Annotated in this window: 11 protein-coding genes, 1 pseudogene and 1 other annotated feature; of the genes and pseudogenes, 5 read left to right on the forward strand and 7 right to left on the reverse strand. The window is 60.5% G+C overall.

Features of this window, described 5'->3' with window-relative positions; all coding sequences use genetic code 11:
- Positions 1-54: 54 nt before the first annotated feature.
- The 5 genes and pseudogenes from ACQZ5N_RS00575 to ACQZ5N_RS00595 form a co-directional block, all read right to left on the reverse strand.
- Positions 55-1,413 carry an esterase-like activity of phytase family protein gene (locus ACQZ5N_RS00575; RefSeq protein ID WP_448731795.1) on the reverse strand — a complete coding sequence of 453 codons (1,359 nt, stop codon included), beginning with the start codon at positions 1,411-1,413 and terminating at the stop codon, positions 55-57.
- Between the two features lie 153 nt (positions 1,414-1,566).
- Positions 1,567-2,595, reverse strand: coding sequence for an adenylate/guanylate cyclase domain-containing protein (locus tag ACQZ5N_RS00580; RefSeq protein WP_125145898.1), 1,029 nt, complete (start codon positions 2,593-2,595; stop codon positions 1,567-1,569).
- A 206-nt stretch (positions 2,596-2,801) separates the two neighbouring features.
- Positions 2,802-3,062 (reverse strand): annotated as a pseudogene (locus ACQZ5N_RS00585) (hypothetical protein); the annotation flags it as partial.
- A gap of 30 nt (positions 3,063-3,092) precedes the next feature.
- Complete coding sequence (gene rnd / locus ACQZ5N_RS00590; protein WP_020808974.1) at positions 3,093-4,253, reverse strand: ribonuclease D; 1,161 nt, start codon at positions 4,251-4,253, stop codon at positions 3,093-3,095.
- A gap of 82 nt (positions 4,254-4,335) precedes the next feature.
- Positions 4,336-5,607: an MFS transporter gene (locus tag ACQZ5N_RS00595; RefSeq protein WP_448731796.1), complete on the reverse strand. Its 1,272-nt coding sequence runs from the start codon at positions 5,605-5,607 to the stop codon at positions 4,336-4,338.
- A gap of 191 nt (positions 5,608-5,798) precedes the next feature.
- Here ACQZ5N_RS00595 and aspS point away from each other — a divergent pair, with 191 nt between their 5' ends.
- From aspS to ACQZ5N_RS00615, 4 genes are all read left to right on the forward strand, one after another.
- Positions 5,799-7,586 carry an aspartate--tRNA ligase gene (gene aspS, locus ACQZ5N_RS00600; protein WP_142169892.1) on the forward strand — a complete coding sequence of 596 codons (1,788 nt, stop codon included), beginning with the start codon at positions 5,799-5,801 and terminating at the stop codon, positions 7,584-7,586.
- A 256-nt stretch (positions 7,587-7,842) separates the two neighbouring features.
- On the forward strand, positions 7,843-9,288 hold the full coding sequence (creD, locus tag ACQZ5N_RS00605; protein ID WP_448731797.1) for a cell envelope integrity protein CreD: 1,446 nt from the start codon (positions 7,843-7,845) through the stop codon (positions 9,286-9,288).
- A gap of 312 nt (positions 9,289-9,600) precedes the next feature.
- Complete coding sequence (locus ACQZ5N_RS00610) at positions 9,601-11,706, forward strand: methyl-accepting chemotaxis protein (protein WP_448731798.1); 2,106 nt, start codon at positions 9,601-9,603, stop codon at positions 11,704-11,706.
- A gap of 78 nt (positions 11,707-11,784) precedes the next feature.
- Positions 11,785-11,840: a sequence feature (sul1 is cis-regulatory element that is thought to sense ions involved in sulfur or methionine metabolism; They are found in Alphaproteobacteria), on the forward strand.
- Positions 11,841-11,914: 74 nt separating this feature from the next.
- Positions 11,915-13,396: a SulP family inorganic anion transporter gene (locus ACQZ5N_RS00615; protein WP_448731799.1), complete on the forward strand. Its 1,482-nt coding sequence runs from the start codon at positions 11,915-11,917 to the stop codon at positions 13,394-13,396.
- A 265-nt stretch (positions 13,397-13,661) separates the two neighbouring features.
- Here the strand turns inward: ACQZ5N_RS00615 and ACQZ5N_RS00620 are convergent, their stop codons facing one another.
- Positions 13,662-14,852 (reverse strand): hypothetical protein, encoded by a 1,191-nt coding sequence (locus ACQZ5N_RS00620; protein WP_003520791.1) that lies wholly within the window; start codon positions 14,850-14,852, stop codon positions 13,662-13,664.
- Positions 14,853-15,081: 229 nt separating this feature from the next.
- Here ACQZ5N_RS00620 and parC point away from each other — a divergent pair, with 229 nt between their 5' ends.
- A complete protein-coding gene (gene parC, locus ACQZ5N_RS00625; protein ID WP_448731800.1) occupies positions 15,082-17,334 on the forward strand; it encodes a DNA topoisomerase IV subunit A in 2,253 nt (750 codons plus the stop codon).
- A 90-nt stretch (positions 17,335-17,424) separates the two neighbouring features.
- Here the strand turns inward: parC and ACQZ5N_RS00630 are convergent, their stop codons facing one another.
- Positions 17,425-18,183, reverse strand: coding sequence for an arginyltransferase (locus tag ACQZ5N_RS00630; protein WP_003520795.1), 759 nt, complete (start codon positions 18,181-18,183; stop codon positions 17,425-17,427).
- Positions 18,184-18,204: the final 21 nt, after the last annotated feature.

Genomic DNA, 18,204 nt, shown 5'->3' on the forward strand with positions numbered 1-18,204 from the left:
GCGCTCCGTCCGGATCATTCGCGGCCGTCAAAGCAAGTGACAGCAGCCGTGGTCTTACTTCGCCTCGAGCAGGTCCTTGACGTCCAGCAGAACGAATTCGTTGTCGTCAGCCTTGTCCAGCGCACGGCCGGCCGAGAAGGGCAGGTTGTTGTCGTTGCCGACGACGATATGGGTGGCATCGACGCGGTCGACATTCTCGATGGTGACGAAAGGCATGTCGTAATAGCCGTTGCCGCCGCCCTGACGCTTCTTGTTATCCGGATCGGAAATCTTCATCAGGTCGATATAGCCGATCTTGCGGGCGGCCTTGCCGACATTGGCGTCGTTGAATTCGATCTTGTAGATGCGCTTCAGCTTCGCAGCACGGGCGAAGCAATCCGCAGCCGGAGCCTTGGGGTCGGCGCAGGCCTTGTCGGCCGTGCCGGCGCCGTTGTCGCGCTCGATGACGAGGGCGGTGGTGTCATCAAGCATGTTGAAGTCGCCGATTGCCTCGCCGCCTTCCGCCAGCGGATAAAGCCAGCTGCGGCCGGTCCACGCCTTCTTGGCGGTGTCGAGTTCGATGATGCGCAGCGCGGTCGCGCCGTCTTCGGTTTTTTCCACCTGGCCGTCGGCCATATAGAGCGGACCTTCCAGCAGGCCGTAGAGCTTCGAGCCGTCCTTGGAGAGCGCCATGCCCTCATAACCGCCGGAACGCTTCAGGTTGAAAGCGGGCATTTTCTGCGTGGGATTGCCGGGCAGGGCAAGAGCCGGATGGTCGGGAGATTTCACCTCGATGTCGCCGGCCTTGGTCGAGATCACGTCGGTCAGCTTGCCGTCGCGGGTGAATTTCAGAATGTAGGGGCCGAATTCCTCGCCGACCCAGAAACCGTCAGCGACCGGCTGAATGGATTCGACGTCGAAATCCGCGCCCGTCAGGTAACGCTTGCTCGAGCCTTCCAGAACGATGGGGAAGGGCGCCTTCATGTCGGGATCGGAGAGGAACACGGTTTCAAGCGCGTTGACCTTGCCGGCGTCCCAGTCGAACTTCAGATGGTGAAGCATCAGCATGGCATCGCTGGAATTGAGCTTGGAACCGAAACCGTTGTCGGAAAGGCTCCAGAAGCTGCCGTCCGGCATCGCCCGGATGCCGGAAAAGCCCTGCATCGGCTGGCCGTTGAACGGCATGGAAAGGCCGGTCAGGCGCACGCCGTCCTTGCCGGGCACGGTACCGAGGCCCTCGGCGCGCTTGCGGTCGGCCGTGGTGAATTTGGCGGAGGACTTGAGGTGCTCCGGCGCATCGGCAGGTGCGGCGATCATGGTGTTGGCAGGCAGAACGGCGTGCGAGACCAGCTTTGCCGGAAATTCCTTTTCCGCCGCATGCGCCGCTGTGGCGAGCGCGAGAACCGCGAAAGGTGCGAAAAGAATGTGCTTCATGATGGAGACCCCTCTCAATACCTGTTGAAGACAGGATTGACGCGATAGGGTCGTCGCATGACAGGCAGGTGATTGCCGTTTGAAGCTTTGATGAATTTTGATGACGGCCATCATCGGCAGATGGGCCGCACGGCTTTTTTCCGTCGATGGCCCTTATGCGGCGGGCGCCTGATATTGGCTGAGCGTGCAGACGCCGAGCGTCTGTCCGCGGCCCTTCACCGCATGTTCGCCCAGATATTCACTGCGCACGCCCTTCGGAAGCACCAGCTGATGGGCAAGGTCGGCGGAAATCAGCACCGGGTGGCCGAGCATCTTGCTCAGCGATTCGAGCCGCGAGGTCGTGTTCACCGTATCGCCGAAATAGGTGATCTTGTGATGGTCGACACCGATTTCGGCGGTGATGACCGGCCCGCCATGAATGGCGAAGCGCAGGCGCGGCACCTCGCCGAAGCGGGCGAGCCACATGTCGCGGGTGTTTTCAATGGTCGCCTGAATATCGAAGACGCAGCGCACGCAGGCCGCCCGCCGGATCGCCATGTGATAGGGCCAGGTGATGATGGCGGCGTCGCCGATATAGTCATCGATGACGCCGCCGTGTTTTCTGACCGGTGCGGCATAGCTTGCAAAGATTTCGCCGAGAAATTCCTGGGCCTTCAGGTCGCCATGGGTTTCGGCGAAGGAGGTGGAGCCGACGAGATCGATGAAGATGAAAACGCGGTCTTCGCTGACCGGCCGGCGATAACGCCCCAGGATGAGGTCGATGAAGATATCGCGGCCGAGAAGCTCGCGCACCCGCATGATGAAGACGATGATGCCGCAGACAATGAGGGTGAAGATCAGCGTCTGCACCTCGGCATGGACGGCGCGTTTCCAGGTGCCGGGAAATATCCCGCTCAACCACAGGATCGTGCCGCCAAGCCCGAAGCCGCAAAAGACGAGGATGGCATAGATGACGAGGCCAACGGCGATATAGGCCGGCGTCGGCAGGGCGCTCACCTGCCGCGACAGGCCGGGCATGATGTAACCGCGCTCGAAGGCGAGGATGGGTGCGCATGCAAACAGCGCATAGGTCGCGCCGATCAATGCGCCGCCGCCATATTCCAGAAAGGCGTAGGCCACGCCGCTGCCGGCCACGGCAACGAAGAGCACCACGTAATCCAGAATGGGCAGCAATTTTCTCATGTCGGTTCTTGGTCTCGGGAAGGGAAGGCTTTGGTCTCGGGAAAGAAGGGCAGGCCGCTCCCTTCGGGCGAAGCTTCTGTTCAGGTCATATGCGACATTAATGTGGAAAAAGCGCCGCAAAAAGTGAGCAATCGGTAAGGTTGCATGAAGGATTGGTAAGGCTGTTGCGCTGTTGCCGCAAAATCGGCGTTGCCGCCCTTATACGCCTAATAGGATGTTCTGTAATAGACGGTTTCAAGCGGGGATTGCGGCCGGTCATCCGGCGAGCGGTTCGACCATTTGACGGGGAAGGCGGAAAAACGCAGCCGGTTGCCGTCGATCCAGGCCCGGTCGAACAGGGTTTCTCCCTTGCGGGCGAAGGTGATGGCGGCGCAGATGCGGCCGTCGACATCGAAGGGAATGTTCTCCTTCCAGCCGCTCAAGCCGCAACCCATGCCTTGCGGGTCGCGATTATAGCGGTCGACGACGTCGCCGTTGGGGTGGAAAACGGCGGGCCGTTACGGCTCGCTTGCCGCAACCTCCACCGCCTCGACCTTCTTGCCGGCAAAGCGCAGCGCCACTTCGCCATTGATGAGTTTCAGCGCCACATCGCCGAAGAGTTCCCGCCGCCAGCCGGTCAGCGCCGCCACCGTCGCCTTTTCGCCCTCGGCGGCGATCTTGTCCAGATCGTCGCTATTGGCGATGACCTTGGCGGCGACGCCGTGCTTGTCCGCCGTCAGCTTCAGCAGAACTTTCAGAAGTTCCACGGCAGCGCCGGAGCCTTCCGGTGCGTGGCTGTGACGCGGCGCCTTCGGCATTTCCTCTTTCGGCAGCGCCAGCGCCGCATTCACCGTTTCGACGATGGCGGTGCCGGACGCGGAGCGCTCCCAGCCCTTGGGAATGGTACGAAGCCGCGACAGCGCCTCGGCGTCCTTCGGCTGCTGCTGGGCGATTTCGAAGATCGCATCGTCCTTCAGGACGCGTGACCGCGGCACGTTGCGGGAGCGCGCCTCACGCTCGCGCCAGGCGGCGATGAATTTGAGGATGGCAAGTTCCGTCGGTTTGCGCAGGCGCGACTTCAGCCTGAGCCAGGCATCGTCGGGATGCATGTCATAGGTGTCGCGAGACTCGAGAATATCCATCTCTTCGGTCAGCCACAGCGAGCGGCCTTCGCGCTCGAGCTGGGCTTTCAGCGAGAGATAGACGTCGCGCAGATGGGTCACGTCGGCCAGCGCGTAATCCAGCTGTTTTTCGGTCAGCGGGCGGCGGCTCCAGTCGGTGAAGCGCGAGGATTTGTCGATCTGGACATTCTTGATCTTCTGCACCAGCTGGTCGTAGGAGATCGAATCGCCGAAACCGCAGACCATGGCTGCGACCTGCGTGTCGAAGATCGGGTGCGGAATAAGCCCGCCGAGATGGTAGATGATCTCGATATCCTGTCGCGCCGCATGGAAAACCTTCACGACAGCAGGATTGGCCATCAGTTCGAAAAGAGGGGTCAGGTCGAGACCCTTCGCCAGCGGATCGACCAGCACTTCGAGCGTCGGGCTCGCCATCTGCACGAGGCAGAGTTCCGGCCAGAAGGTCGTTTCCCGCAGAAATTCGGTGTCGATGGTGATGAATTCCGATTTCGCCAGTTCCGTGCAGGCTTCGGCGAGGGCGGCAGTCGTTTCAATCATTGTTATTGGCCAATCGTGAAAATTATCCGTCTTACTTTCCCTTTGCCGGGCGCATGTCAATACAAAGCCCGCTTTTGAAGGCTCAAGTATCGTTTTTCTCGGGCGGATGGGGCTCCGCTTCATCCTTTTTGGGTGGCGGAGCCGCGGCGAGCTTCTGGAAATAGGCTGAGGTGCGCAAAAGCGAGCTGAACCGCCAGTTCCGCTCCTCCACGGGCACACCTTCGCGCACCTGCAGCCGGTAGATTGTATAGGCGATGAAAACGATCTGGATCGCGGCCGTATAGCTGAACAACGCCTTCGGGCCGAACTGGTCGATCAGCACGGAGGCGAGCAGCGGCCCGACGGTTGCGCCCACCGACCAGAAGAACAGCAGTCCGGCCGACATCATCGCGTGTTCGCCTTCCCTGGCATGGTCGTTGCCATGGGCGGAACTCAGCGAATAGAGCGGCAGGGCGAAGGCGCCGAAGATGAAGACGCCGATGATGTTGCTCCATTCATCGGTTCCGGCGAAGAAGGCGAGAAACAGGCCGACGACGACCGAGCCCGCCGTGGTGGCGAGAATGATGATGCGCCGGTCATAACGGTCGGAATAAACACCGAGCGGATATTGCAGCACCACGCCGCCGATGATGCCGGCGCTCATGAAGGTGGCGATGGCGGTGACGGAAAGGCCGATCTGTTCGGCATAGATCGGGCCGATATTGCGAAACGCCGCCATGCTGAGGCCGACGGCCACGCAGCCGACGACGGCAAGCGGCGAGATGCGCCAGACCGCGAAGAGATTGAAGGGTATCTGTTTCGGCGGCGCGGGGTTGGATTTGTCGGCAAGCGAGATCGGCACCAGCGACAGCGTCAGCGCCATGGCGATCAGCGAAAACACCACGGGTCCGTCGATGCCGGCGACGGGAATCATATATTGTGCGAGTGTCACGGAGCCGAGATCGACGAAACGATAGATGGAGAGCGTGCGCGCCCGGTTGGAATTCGTCACCTGCGCGTTGATCCAGCTTTCGATGGCCGCGAAAAGACAGGCGACGGCAATGCCGGTGACGAAGCGCATCAGCATCCAGAACAGGGGATGGATGAGGAGCGGCATGGCGATCGCTGCGGCGGATGCGACGGCCGCCATGGTGGCGAAGGTGCGGATATGGCCGATCTTGCGCAGAAGCCGCGTCACCGAAATGCAGCCAAGCGCGAAACCGAAGCTGTAGGCGGCGCTGATGAGGCCGATGGTGCTGGCGGAAAACCCTTCGGAGAGACCGCGTAGCGCTATATAGGTTCCCTGCAGGCCGTTGCCGCCGATCAGGATGCCGGCGGTGACGAGAAGCGGGATAAGAGGTCTGATCTGGCTCATTGCGGGCCGACTCGGTTTGGCGGGCTGGATTAGTCCTATCTAAAGCGAAGGCAGGGGAAAGGACAGGCTGAAGGCGACATTGTTGTGCTTTGCCTTGACAAATCAGGCTGGCCATGCGCTTTTCCGGCAAATTTCGACAGTGCCGCCCATCTGGCCTCCATCAGGCCCACGACACGTTCCAGGATAAAAAAATGCATCGTTACCGCAGCCACACCTGTGCCGCTCTCCGCAAGTCCGACGTCGGCGAAACCGTTCGCCTTTCCGGTTGGGTTCATCGCGTGCGAGATCATGGCGGCGTTCTCTTCATCGACCTTCGCGACCATTACGGCATCACCCAGGTGGTGGCCGATCCTGACAGCCCGGCCTTCAAGGTTGCCGAGACGGTTCGCGGCGAATGGGTCATCCGCATCGACGGCCTCGTCAAGGCGCGCTCGGAAGACACCGTCAACAAGGGCATGGCGACCGGCGAGATCGAGCTTTATGCGCAGGAAATCGAGGTTCTCGGCGTTGCCAAGGAACTGCCGCTGCCGGTTTTCGGCGAGCCTGACTATCCTGAAGACGTTCGCCTGAAATACCGCTTCCTCGATCTTCGCCGCGAAACACTGCACAAGAACATCGTCAAGCGCACGCAGATCATCTCCGCCATGCGCACCGGCATGGCCGATGCCGGTTTCGCCGAATATACGACCCCGATCCTCACCGCTTCCTCGCCGGAAGGCGCGCGCGACTTCCTCGTGCCGTCGCGCATCCATGAAGGCAAGTTCTTCGCCCTGCCGCAGGCGCCGCAGCAGTACAAGCAGCTTCTGATGGTGGCCGGTTTCGACCGTTATTTCCAGATCGCGCCGTGCTTCCGCGATGAAGACCCGCGCGCCGACCGCCTGCCGGGCGAATTCTACCAGCTCGACGTCGAAATGAGCTTCGTGACCCAGGAAGATGTCTGGACCACGATGGAGCCGATGATGACGGCCGTGTTCGAGAAGTTCGCCGAAGGCAAGCCGGTTACCAAACAGTGGCCGCGCATTCCCTATGACGAGGCGATCCGCAAATATGGTTCCGACAAGCCGGACCTGCGCAACCCGATCGTCATGGAAGCCGTGACCGAGCATTTCGATGGTTCGGGCTTCAAGGTCTTCGCCAACATGATCGCTTCCAACCCCAAGGTTCAGGTCTGGGCCATCCCGGCCAAGACCGGCGGTTCGCGCGCTTTCTGTGACCGCATGAACGCATGGGCGCAGTCTCAGGGCCAGCCCGGCCTCGGCTACATCTTCTGGAAGGAAGAGGACGGCAAGGTCGGCGGTTCCGGTCCGCTCGCCAAGAACATCGGCGAGGAACGCACCGAGGCGCTGCGCCAGCAGCTCGGCCTTGAGGCGGGCGACGCCTGCTTCTTCGTCGCCGGCGATCCGGCCAAGTTCTACAAGTTTGCCGGCGAGGCGCGCACCCGTGCCGCCGACGAGCTGAACCTGATCGACCGCGACCGTTTCGAAATGTGCTGGATCGTCGATTTCCCCTTCTTCGAATATAACGAGGAAGAAAAGAAGATCGACTTCGCCCACAACCCCTTCTCCATGCCGCAGGGCGGTCTGGAAGCGCTGGAAGGGCAGGATCCGCTCTCCATCAAGGCGTTCCAGTATGACGCGGTCTGCAACGGCTTCGAAATCGCCTCCGGCTCGATCCGTAACCAGTCGCCCGAGCTGATGGTCAAGGCCTTCGAAAAGGTGGGCCTGTCGCAGAGCGACGTGGAAGAGCGCTTCGGCGGTCTCTACCGTGCCTTCCAGTATGGCGCGCCTCCGCATGGCGGTTGCGCTTTCGGTATCGACCGCGTGGTCATGCTGCTGGTCGGCGCGAAGAACCTGCGCGAAATCACGCTGTTCCCGATGAACCAGCAGGCGCAGGACTTGCTGATGAACGCGCCGTCGCCGGCAACGCCGACCCAGCTTCGTGAGCTGGCGCTGCGCGTCGTTCCGTCCAAGAAGGACTGATCTGGAACCATTCAGGTTTCGAACAAAGGGCTGGCGGCAACGCCGGCCCTTTGCGTTTTTTACAACGAACGCGGCAAAGCCACAATTTTACCGCGAGTCGAACCGAATTCCGCACATAATCAGCCGAAATCCGATCCCAGTATAGGTCCCGCGTTCACTTGGGGGACGCAAGACTATCAGGGGTTTTAAACTTGGGACAGCGCCGGCCGAACTTCGTTCTCGGTTCCGGTGCGATCATATTTAGAAGGATTTCAGAATGGTACATGAAACGGGAAAAGATATTGCCCCGGCGGGCGGGCAGGTTTCTCCAGCCCATCCGCGTGGCAATTTCGCTGTCAGTCTGCGCTCGCCGGGCGCAAAGTTCCTGATGATCGGCTTCATATCGATGGTTCTGCTCGTGCCGCTCCTGCTGGTCTGGGGGCTGACGGAAGAGCGTGCCTCGCGGGCGGAAGAGGTTTCCGGACGCATCGCGAATGGCTGGGGCGGTGATCAGGTGGTGAACGGTCCCTATCTTGCCGTGCCCTTCGATGTGGAGCGCCGCCGGGAGGTGGACGGTCGCAGCATCGTCGACCGCATCACCGAGTGGGTGCTGGTCATGCCGGAAACGCTTGATGTCACGGCCGACCTGAAGACGGAGGAGAAGCAACTGTCGATCTACAGCCTGCCGGTCTATAACGGCAACCTCTTGCTGAAAGGCCGCTTCGGTTCCGGTATCCTGCAGGACCTTACGCGTTTCTCCGGCATGCCGCGACTGGACAACGCCATTCTCGTTCTCAGCATTCAGGATATTACCGGCATCCGGTCCAGCGCCGGCGTCAAAATCGATGGCGGCCCGGTTCTGCCCTTTGATCCCGGCATGCGGGATATTTCGGTCATGACCAACCGCGCCGGTCCGGAGGTATCGATCCGGTCCGACGCCGGTGTGCACAGGCCCATTGAGAAAAACCTCATCGAAACGGGCTTCGCCTTCGACATCGCCTTTTCCCTGAATGGCTCCGGCAGTTTCGCCGTTGCGCCGGCGGGCCAGACGACGAGTTTTGCAGCAAACGCCGATTGGCCGCATCCGGGCTTCGAAGGCCTGTTCCTGCCCGAGCAAAAGACTGTCACCGCCACGGATTTCAAGGCCAGCTGGACAATTCCCTATCTTGCAAGGGGCATAGACCGCGTGGTGGAGGGTACGCGCCTGCCGCTGTCGGGCAGCCTGATGACGATCAATCTCGTCGAACCCGTGAAGTTCTACCAGATCATTGCGCGGACGCTGAAATATTCGATCGGTTTTATCTCGCTGGTTTTCCTGGCCGTCTTCATCGTTGAACTCAAGGGCGGCAATGTCGTGCACTGGATACAATACGTGCTGACGGGGCTGGCTCTGGTCATATTCTATGTTCTGCTGCTTGCACTCTCCGAGCATACGGGCTTTATGGTCGCCTATGCCGCGGCATCGATGTCGACGGCGGCGCTGATCGCATCCTATCTCGGAAGCGCAACCAGTAGTCGCAGGAGTGGCGTAGCGCTGTTTACGGTTTTGGCGGTCGCCTATGGCGTCATGTATCTGGTTCTGAATGAAGATGAATATGCGCTGCTGGCCGGTGCGGTGATTTCCTTCATTGCCATTGCAGCAACCATGTACGCCACCAGGCAGGTCGACTGGTCGGGCACCGCATCCGCACGCGCGGGCAATACCTCGGACAATAAGGCATAGTTTCCGTCCGCTTCGAAGGGACCGTCCAGACAGCCAAAACGCCGGCTTTTCCTTATCCGGCTTGGCATCCGGCGTGAAGAGCGGGGAGCATGGGGCGAGGCGGGAAAGCATTGCTTTCCCACCTCTTATCCGTTCTTTTCTATTGCAGACATCTTGCTCATGAAGGCCTGTTGCTTGCAAGTGTCGTAAGCTTCTTCCATTTGATCTGTGGATTGTCACAAAAACTTAATCAAACTGACAAATCCGGTAGAGGACTTCTTAAGTCTTGTCGATCATTCATCGCCCTCATGAAATTTCACAAACGAGGGTTGAATGTTTTCGCTGGTCTCGACGTTCAAAATAGCGCATCGCGTGTCCATGCTGGCGCTGGCTGCGCTGTGCGGTATCGCCGTCATCGCGGGCATGCTGCTCTGGCAAAGACAGATGGAGGCGCGTTATCGCGTCGCTGAAGATGCATTGATCCAGAGGGACGGCGTGTTGACCACACTGGTGGATGCCCTGCATGAAAGCCGCCTGAACCAGAAGGATTTTCTGCTGTCGAAAGATATGAATTCCGTCGCGCAGTTCGACCAGACGATGGGGAAGGTCGAGCAGTCCGTCGCTTCCCTTGACGGCGGTGCCGCACCGCAGACGCGTTCGAAACTCGGCGCGCTGGCGCAGGGTGTCGTGGCCTATGGCGATCGTATGAAGGCGCTGGTCGCCAAGAATGCGGAACTGGGCCTCACGCCTGTCGAAGGCCTTGAGGGCGCCATGCGCAATGGCGTGCATTCCATCGAAAAACTGATCGACGTCATCGCCAATGCCGAAATCCGCGCCAGCATGCTGATGATGCGCCGGCACGAAAAGGATTTCATCCTGCGGCGGGATGAGGCCTATGTCGCAAAACACGCGGCCGAGGTAGAGACCTTCAAGGCGCTGGTGAAGCTGGAATATCGGCCGGGCGCCGAGCGTCAGCGCATCATGGATGCACTGGAAATATATACCGCCTCCTTCCGCTTTTATGCTCAGGCCGTGCTGGAGGAGGAGAAGGCGCGCGAAACGGTCGCCTCCGCCTATAATGCGCTGCTGCCCGTGGTCGCAGAGATTTTCACCATTTACCGGCAGGAGCGGGAAGCAAGCGCTCTCGAGAACAGCGCCGCGGCGGATAGAACGGTTTCGATTGTCGTCGCCCTTATCGCGCTCACCGTCGTGAGCCTTTTTGCCGGGGTCTATCTCATCGGCCGTTCGATAACCCGCCCGGCGACCGCGATTACCGGAGCGATGCGCCGTCTGGCCGAGGGCGAAACGGAATTTGCCGTTCCCGGTCTGCACCGCCGGGACGAATTCGGCGCCATGGCCCACGCATTGGAAATCTTCCGGCAGGCGGCCATCGCAAAAATCGAACTGGAGACGCAGGCGCTTGCGGCCCGGCAGCAGGCCGAAGCCGAAAAGGCGCGGTTCCAGCGCGAGGCGGAAACCGAAGCGCAGGCAAGGCTGATGCAGGCGACGACCGGCCTTGCGGCCGCACTTCGCCGCCTTGCCGACGGCGATCTCTCCTTCGAACTGAACGAGCCTTTCGCCCCGGATTTCGAAGCCCTGCGTCACGATCTCAACCGGACGATCCGCCAACTCGATGCCGCCATGTCCGGCGTCGTGCAGTCTAGCGTGGCCATCGATGGCGGCAGTCAGGAAATCAGTCAGAGTGCCGCCGATCTCGCCCGCCGCACCGAGCAGCAGGCCGCCTCGCTGGAGGAAACCGCCGCCGCGCTGGATGAATTGACGGCGAATATCCGCATTTCGGCGGAACGTGCGGTGGAAGCCCGCGCGGTCGCCCATTCGACCGACGAGGACGCCAGCCGCACGGCCGACCTCGTTGTCGATACGATCATGGCTATGGAGAAGATCGAGCAATCGTCAGGCCGGATCGGCAATATCATCGGCGTCATCGACGAGATTGCCTTCCAGACCAACCTTCTTGCGCTCAATGCCGGCGTTGAGGCGGCGCGCGCAGGCGAGGCGGGGCGCGGTTTTGCCGTCGTCGCCCAGGAGGTCAGGGAACTGGCGCAGCGCTCCGCGAAGGCCGCCGCCGAAATCAAGCTGCTTATCCATGCCTCCGGTACAGAGGTGAAGGACGGCGCGCGCTTCGTGCGGGAAACCGGCGCGGCCCTGTCGCGCATTGGCGGCTCGGTGAAGACGATCAACGACCATATCGAAGCCATCGCCGCCGCGACGAAAGAGCAGTCGCTGGGGCTCTCCGAGATCAACACCGCGGTCAACCATCTGGATCAGGGCACGCAGCAGAACGCCGCCATGGTCGAGGAAAACAATGCCGCCAGCGCCATGCTGGCGGGCGAGACGGCGCGTCTCAAGCAACTGGTCCATCAGTTCCGTCTGGGCGATGCAGAAATGCGGGAGTATGGCGGGCGCCAAGCGGCCTGAGGCATACGATCGCAGACATCGAAAGCGGGCGCGCAACTTGCGGCCCGCTTTTTTGCTGTTTATAGGTGAGTTACTCACCACGGACCCGGTGAAATTCCGGGTGGCTCTTCTGGCCGCCGATCCGCCAGACAACGCAAAGCACCGACATTTCATTTCAATCTACCGGACACGGCTCCGGCCGGTGCGTCATTCTTTGCGAAAAAATCAAATGAACAGATTTCAAACTTACAGACGTGAGTGGTTTTCCAATATTCGCGGCGATCTCCTTTCCGGCATCGTCGTGGCGCTCGCCCTCATTCCCGAAGCCATCGGCTTTTCCGTCATCGCCGGGGTCGATCCGAAGGTAGGATTGTTCGCCTCCTTCGCCATCGCCTGCGTTTCCGCCTTTACCGGTGGCAGACCGGGCATGATCTCGGCGGCCACCGCCGCCACCGCCGTCCTGATGGTCACGCTCGTCAAGGAACACGGGCTGCAATATCTCTTCGCCGCCACCATTCTCATGGGCGTGCTGCAAATTCTGGCGGGCCTTGTGAAACTCGGCCGGGTGATGCGCTTCGTCTCGCGTTCGGTCATGACCGGCTTCGTCAATGCGCTGGCGATCCTGATCTTCATGGCGCAATTGCCCGAGCTGATCGGCGTGCCGGTCGAAACCTACGTCATGATCGTGGCCGGTCTTGCGATCATTTATCTCTTCCCGCTGGTCACGAAGATCGTGCCATCGCCGCTGGTCGCCATCATCGTTCTCACCTGTGTCGCCGTCTTCTCCGGTATGGATATCCGCACGGTCGGCGATCTCGGTGAGTTGCCCTCGACGCTGCCGATATTCGCCCTGCCGCAGGTGCCGCTGACCTTCGAGACGCTGCAGATCATCTTTCCCTATTCCGTCGCGCTCGCCGCCGTCGGTCTTTTGGAATCGCTGCTGACGGCCCAGATCGTCGACGATATGACGGATACCGGCAGCAACAAGAGCCGGGAATGCATCGGGCAGGGGACGAGCAACATCGCCTCCGCCCTCATCGGCGGCATGGGCGGCTGCGCCATGATCGGCCAGTCCGTCATCAATGTCAGTTCGGGCGGTCGGGGCCGCTTGTCCACTTTCGTCGCGGGCGCGTTCCTGCTGTTCCTCATACTGGTGCTGGATGATCTCGTGCGCATCATTCCCATGGCCGCGCTGGTGGCGGTGATGATCATGGTCTCCATCGGCACATTCTCGTGGCGCTCCATCCTCGATCTGCGCCGCAACCCGCCATCCTCCAGCATCGTCATGCTGGTCACGGTCGGCACGGTGCTTGCGACCCACGATCTTGCAAAGGGCGTGCTGGCCGGCGTCCTTCTCTCCGGCGTGTTTTTCGCAGGCAAGGTGTCGAAACTTTTCCATGTCCGGCCGGAGCTTTCAGCCGATGGCCGGGAGCGGATCTATCGCGTCGATGGCCAGATTTTCTTTGCCTCGACGGAAAGCTTCATCGCCGCCTTCGATTTCGCCGAGGAGGTTGAGGCGGTGACAATCGATGTCACCCAGGCGCATCTGTGGGACATTTCCGCGGTCGGCGCTCTGGACAAGGTGGTCCTGAAATTTCGTAAGGCCGGCAGGCGGGTCGAGGTGATCGGCGTCAATGAGGCGAGCGCCCACATGATCGACCGCTTCGCCCTGCACGATAAACAGGGTGCGGCGGCAGCCCCGCTGCATTGAGTATAAATGAAAAGTCCCGACGTAACCGGGGCTTTAAACGACTGACAAACGGAAACCTTTCCTCCGTCATGCCGGACTAGATCCGGCATCCAGCCACGGCGCGTCTGCGCTGTGTGAAGAGTCTATTCAGCCCAAGGACTTGGGCTGGCTGGACCCCGGATCAAGTCCGGGGTGACGGGTGCGGACGAAACATATTCGCCATACACACAGGGTGTTATGGACCGCATCAATAATAAAAGCCCCGGCAAAACCGGGGCTTTTTTGTTTATTCGTTTGCCGTCACCGTGACGCCGAGCATTTTCGGCAGGGTGTTCGGCGCGCCCATCGCAGCGCCCATGATCATTGGGAACGGAACCGGCTTTTCCGGCTCCGCCGTGATCGAGAAGTTTTTCGGATTGTCGACATAGGCGTTGACGGCCGCCGACACCATGTTCTGCAGTTCCGGCACGTTGAGCGAGGCCATCATGATCGGGGCCATGCCCTTGATGGTCTGGGCAAGCTGATCGCCCGTCATGCCCTGCTGGCTTGCGGCATAGTCGATGGCGCGCTTGGTGATGCTGGCGTCTTCGAAGCTGATTTCAGCGTTGATGAAGGAGAGCTGCTGCATCAGGCCGAGCATGGCAAGGCTTGCCGCCTGGTCCGCCTGTTCCTTGTTCGGATTGGCGGCCTGCGCCTTCACCGTCTCCTGCATCGACTTGATGAAGGCGAGCGTGTAGCCGGAGAAACCGAACGACATGTTCAGGCGGCCGACATCATCGAGGTCGATGGCGTATTCTTCAACATCGATAGTACCGGAGGCCACTTCCCAGCTGCCGCTCATGGTCATGTCGCCGGAGAGCGCCTGCAGTTTCAGCTTTTCGATCGCGTCCTTGGTCGCAGGATCGGTCACTTCGCTGAGATCGGCCTTGAAACCGGAAGCGTCGAGTTCGAAGCCGATAGAGTTCTTGTCATCGCTGACCGACATTGTCGCGCTGGTTTCCTCAAGCGAGAAAGCCGGCTTGCCGTCGATGGAAACGGAAACCGGACCGCTATGTGCTTCGTCGTAGAACATCAGCGCATCGACGGTGCCGGTGGTGGAGTCTGCGGGAATGACGAGACCGGACATGTAGATGTCGCTTGCCTTGATCTCCACATTTTCCTGCTTGTAGTCGATATTGTCGAAGCGGGCGTTCTTGATCTTGTAGCCGCCGTTGTTTTCCTCGACGCCTTCGAGCGTGACATTACCGACCGGGATCTTCTTGGCCGGATCGGCGACCGCGTTGAAGGTCACGCTGTTCAGGGTCACCGTCGAGCCGTTGACGGCGACGGAGCCGGCGGCGATCTCGCCGCCCTGTGCGGCATAGGCCGCATTGATCTTCTTCAGCACATCCCCGCCATCCAGCGCAAAAGCCGGCGCCGAAAGCGTAAGAAGCGCGGCGCTCGCGAAAAGAACCTGCCGGGTGGATTTCAGTCTCATGATGTTTCTTCCCTCAACGTACGGCTGTGTACCGTGTTCGAATTCGAATGCTGATACTTATATTCGCGATTATTCAAAGGTCTATAGGATTTAGATCGATTCCCATGACGGCGGCATTGCGGCATTTGCAACGCGGTTAACAAAAAATCGCATGAAAGGGTTGCGTTCATCCACAGGCGCGACCCCCGAATTTCTTGCCGGGAATCGGCATTTCCGCTAGTCAAGCACCATGGGAAAAAATCTTGTACCTCCGTCCGGCGGAGACGATAACATTCATCCGGTCGATTTGAAGGCGGCGCTTGAAGAGCGCTACCTCGCTTACGCCTTGTCCACGATCATGCATCGTGCGCTGCCGGATGTGCGCGACGGGCTGAAGCCGGTTCACCGCCGCATCATTCACGCCATGAGCGAAATGGGCATTCGCCCCAACTCGGCCTTCAAGAAATGCGCCCGTATCGTCGGTGACGTGATCGGTAAATTCCACCCGCATGGCGACCAGTCTGTCTATGATGCGCTGGTGCGTCTCGCGCAGGATTTCTCCCAGCGTTATCCGATTGTCGACGGGCAGGGCAATTTCGGCAACATCGACGGCGACGGCGCCGCCGCCTATCGTTACACCGAAGCGCGCATGACCGAGGTTGCGGCGCTGCTGCTCGAGGGCATCGGCGAGGATGCGGTGGATTTCCGCGCCACCTATAACGAGGAAGACGAGGAACCGGTCGTCCTGCCGGGCGCATTCCCCAATCTGCTCGCCAACGGCGCCTCCGGCATCGCGGTGGGCATGGCGACCTCGATCCCGCCGCACAACGCCCACGAACTCTGCGACGCGGCGCTTTATCTCATCAAGCATCCCGATGCGACGGTGGAAAAGCTGGTGGAATTCATTCCCGGCCCCGACCTGCCGACCGGCGGTGTGATCGTTGAGAGCCGTGAGAATATTCTCGATGCCTACAAGACCGGTCGTGGCGGTTTCCGTGTGCGCGCCAAATGGGAGACGGAAGATCTCGGCCGCGGCGGTTATCAGATCGTCATCACCGAAATTCCCTTCCAGGTGCAGAAATCGCGCCTGATCGAGAAGATCGCCGAGCTGCTGATTGCCCGCAAGCTGCCGCTTCTCGAGGATATTCGCGACGAATCGGCCGAAGACGTGCGCATCGTGCTGGTGCCGAAGAGCCGTACCGTCGATGCGACGCTGCTGATGGAATCGCTGTTCCGCCTGTCCGACCTCGAAAGCCGCCTGCCGCTCAACATGAACGTGCTGTCGCTCGGCAAGGTGCCGAAGGTGATGGCGCTGAACGAGGTGCTGAGCGAGTGGCTGGCGCACCGCAAGGATGTGCTGGTCCGCCGTTCCCGCCACCGTCTGGCGGCCATCGACCGCAGGCTCGAGATTCTCGGCGGCCTGCTCGTCGCCTATCTCAATCTCGATGAGGTCATCCGCATCATCCGCGAGGAGGATGAGCCGAAACAGGTGATGATGGCCAAGTGGTCGCTCACCGACAATCAGGCCGAAGCCATCCTCAACATGCGGCTGCGCAACCTGCGCAAGCTCGAGGAATTTGAAATCCGCAAGGAGTTCGATGAACTCAGCAGCGAAAAGGCCGAGATCGAGGCGCTGCTCGCTTCCGATGACAAGCAATGGCAGACCGTCGCCTGGGAAATCGGCGAGGTCAAAAAGAAATATGCCAAGGCAACCGAAATCGGTCGCCGCCGCACGCAGTTCGCGGATGCGCCGGATGCCGATATCGAAGCCATCCAGCAGGCGATGATCGAGAAAGAACCGGTCACCATCGTCATCTCGCAGAAGGGTTGGATCCGGGCGCTGAAGGGGCACATGTCCGACACCTCGTCGCTCACCTTCAAGGAAGGCGACGGCCCGAAACTCGCTTTCCCTGCGCAGACGACCGACAAGCTGCTGCTGCTGACGACAGGCGGCAAGGCCTATACGCTCGGCGCCGACAAGCTGCCGGGCGGTCGTGGCCATGGCGAGCCGATCCGCATCATGGTCGACATGGAAAACGATCAGGACATCCTGACCGCCTTCGTGCACGATCCATCGCGCAAGCTGCTGCTCGTCTCCACGGCCGGCAACGGTTTCATCGTACCCGAGAGCGAAATGGTCGCGAATACCCGCAAGGGCAAGCAGATCATGAATGTCTCGATGCCCGATGAAGCCAAGCTCGCGGTGCCGGTCACGGGCGACCATGTCGCCGTCGTCGGCGAAAACCGCAAGCTCCTGGCCTTCCCGCTGGCGCAGGTGCCGGAAATGTCGCGCGGCAAGGGCGTGCGCCTGCAGCGCTACAAGGATGGCGGCGTTGTCGACGTTAAATGTTTCGCGCTTGCCGAAGGCTTGTCATGGTCCGACACGGCCGGGCGTCTCTTCAACAAGGTGGGTGAAGAACTGCGCGAATGGCTGGCCGACCGCGCAACGGCAGGCCGCACCGTGCCGAAGGGCTTTCCGCGCAGCGGGAAATTTGGCGGGTAATATGTGAATGACGTTCCCGGCGGCAAAGCCGGGATGTCTTTCCTGCCTTACTTACAAGAGCTCAGCATTCGCTGAGGCTTCGACGACAGCTCATTTTTCTTCCGGCGTATAAACCTCCCACCCGCGCGGTGTCAGATGCTCCTGCGGATGGTAGCGGGTCTTGTAGCCCATCTTTTCCGAACCATCGACCCAGTAGCCGAGATAGACATGCGGCAGGCCAAGCGCGCGGGTGCGGGTGATGTGATCGATGATCATGAAGGTGCCGAGCGAGCGCTTTTCAAGATCGGGATTGAAGAAGGAATAGACCATCGACAGGCCGTCGCTCATCACATCGCTGAGCGCCACGGCCAGCAGTTCGCCGCGCTTGCTGGAATCGATGCCGGAGCCGGGTTCGCGCACACGGTATTCGATGATGCGGGTGTTCACATGCGTGTCTTCCACCATGATCGCATAGTCCAGCGCCGACATGTCGGACATGCCGCCCGACTGGTGGCGGTGGTCGAGATAGCGGCGAAACAGGGCGAATTGTTCGGTGGAAGGCTCGGCGGCGTGAACGGTGGCGACGACATCCCTGTTGGCGGCAAGAACGCGCCGCATCGATTTCGTTGGCTGGAACTGTTCAGTCAGGATACGCACGGAGACGCAGGCGCGGCAGTTTTCGCAGGCCGGGCGATAGGCGATGTTCTGCGAGCGCCTGAAACCGCCCTGCGTCAGAAGATCGTTCATTTCCGAAGCGCGCGGGCCGACCAGATGGGTGAAGACCTTCCGCTCCATCTGGTTCGGCAGATAGGGGCAGGTGGCCGGCGCCGTAAGATAGAATTGGGGAGAGGGCGTCGCCTGCGTGTTCATCGAACCGTGATCGCCTCCTGC

Source organism: Agrobacterium sp. 22-221-1 (assembly GCF_053522445.1).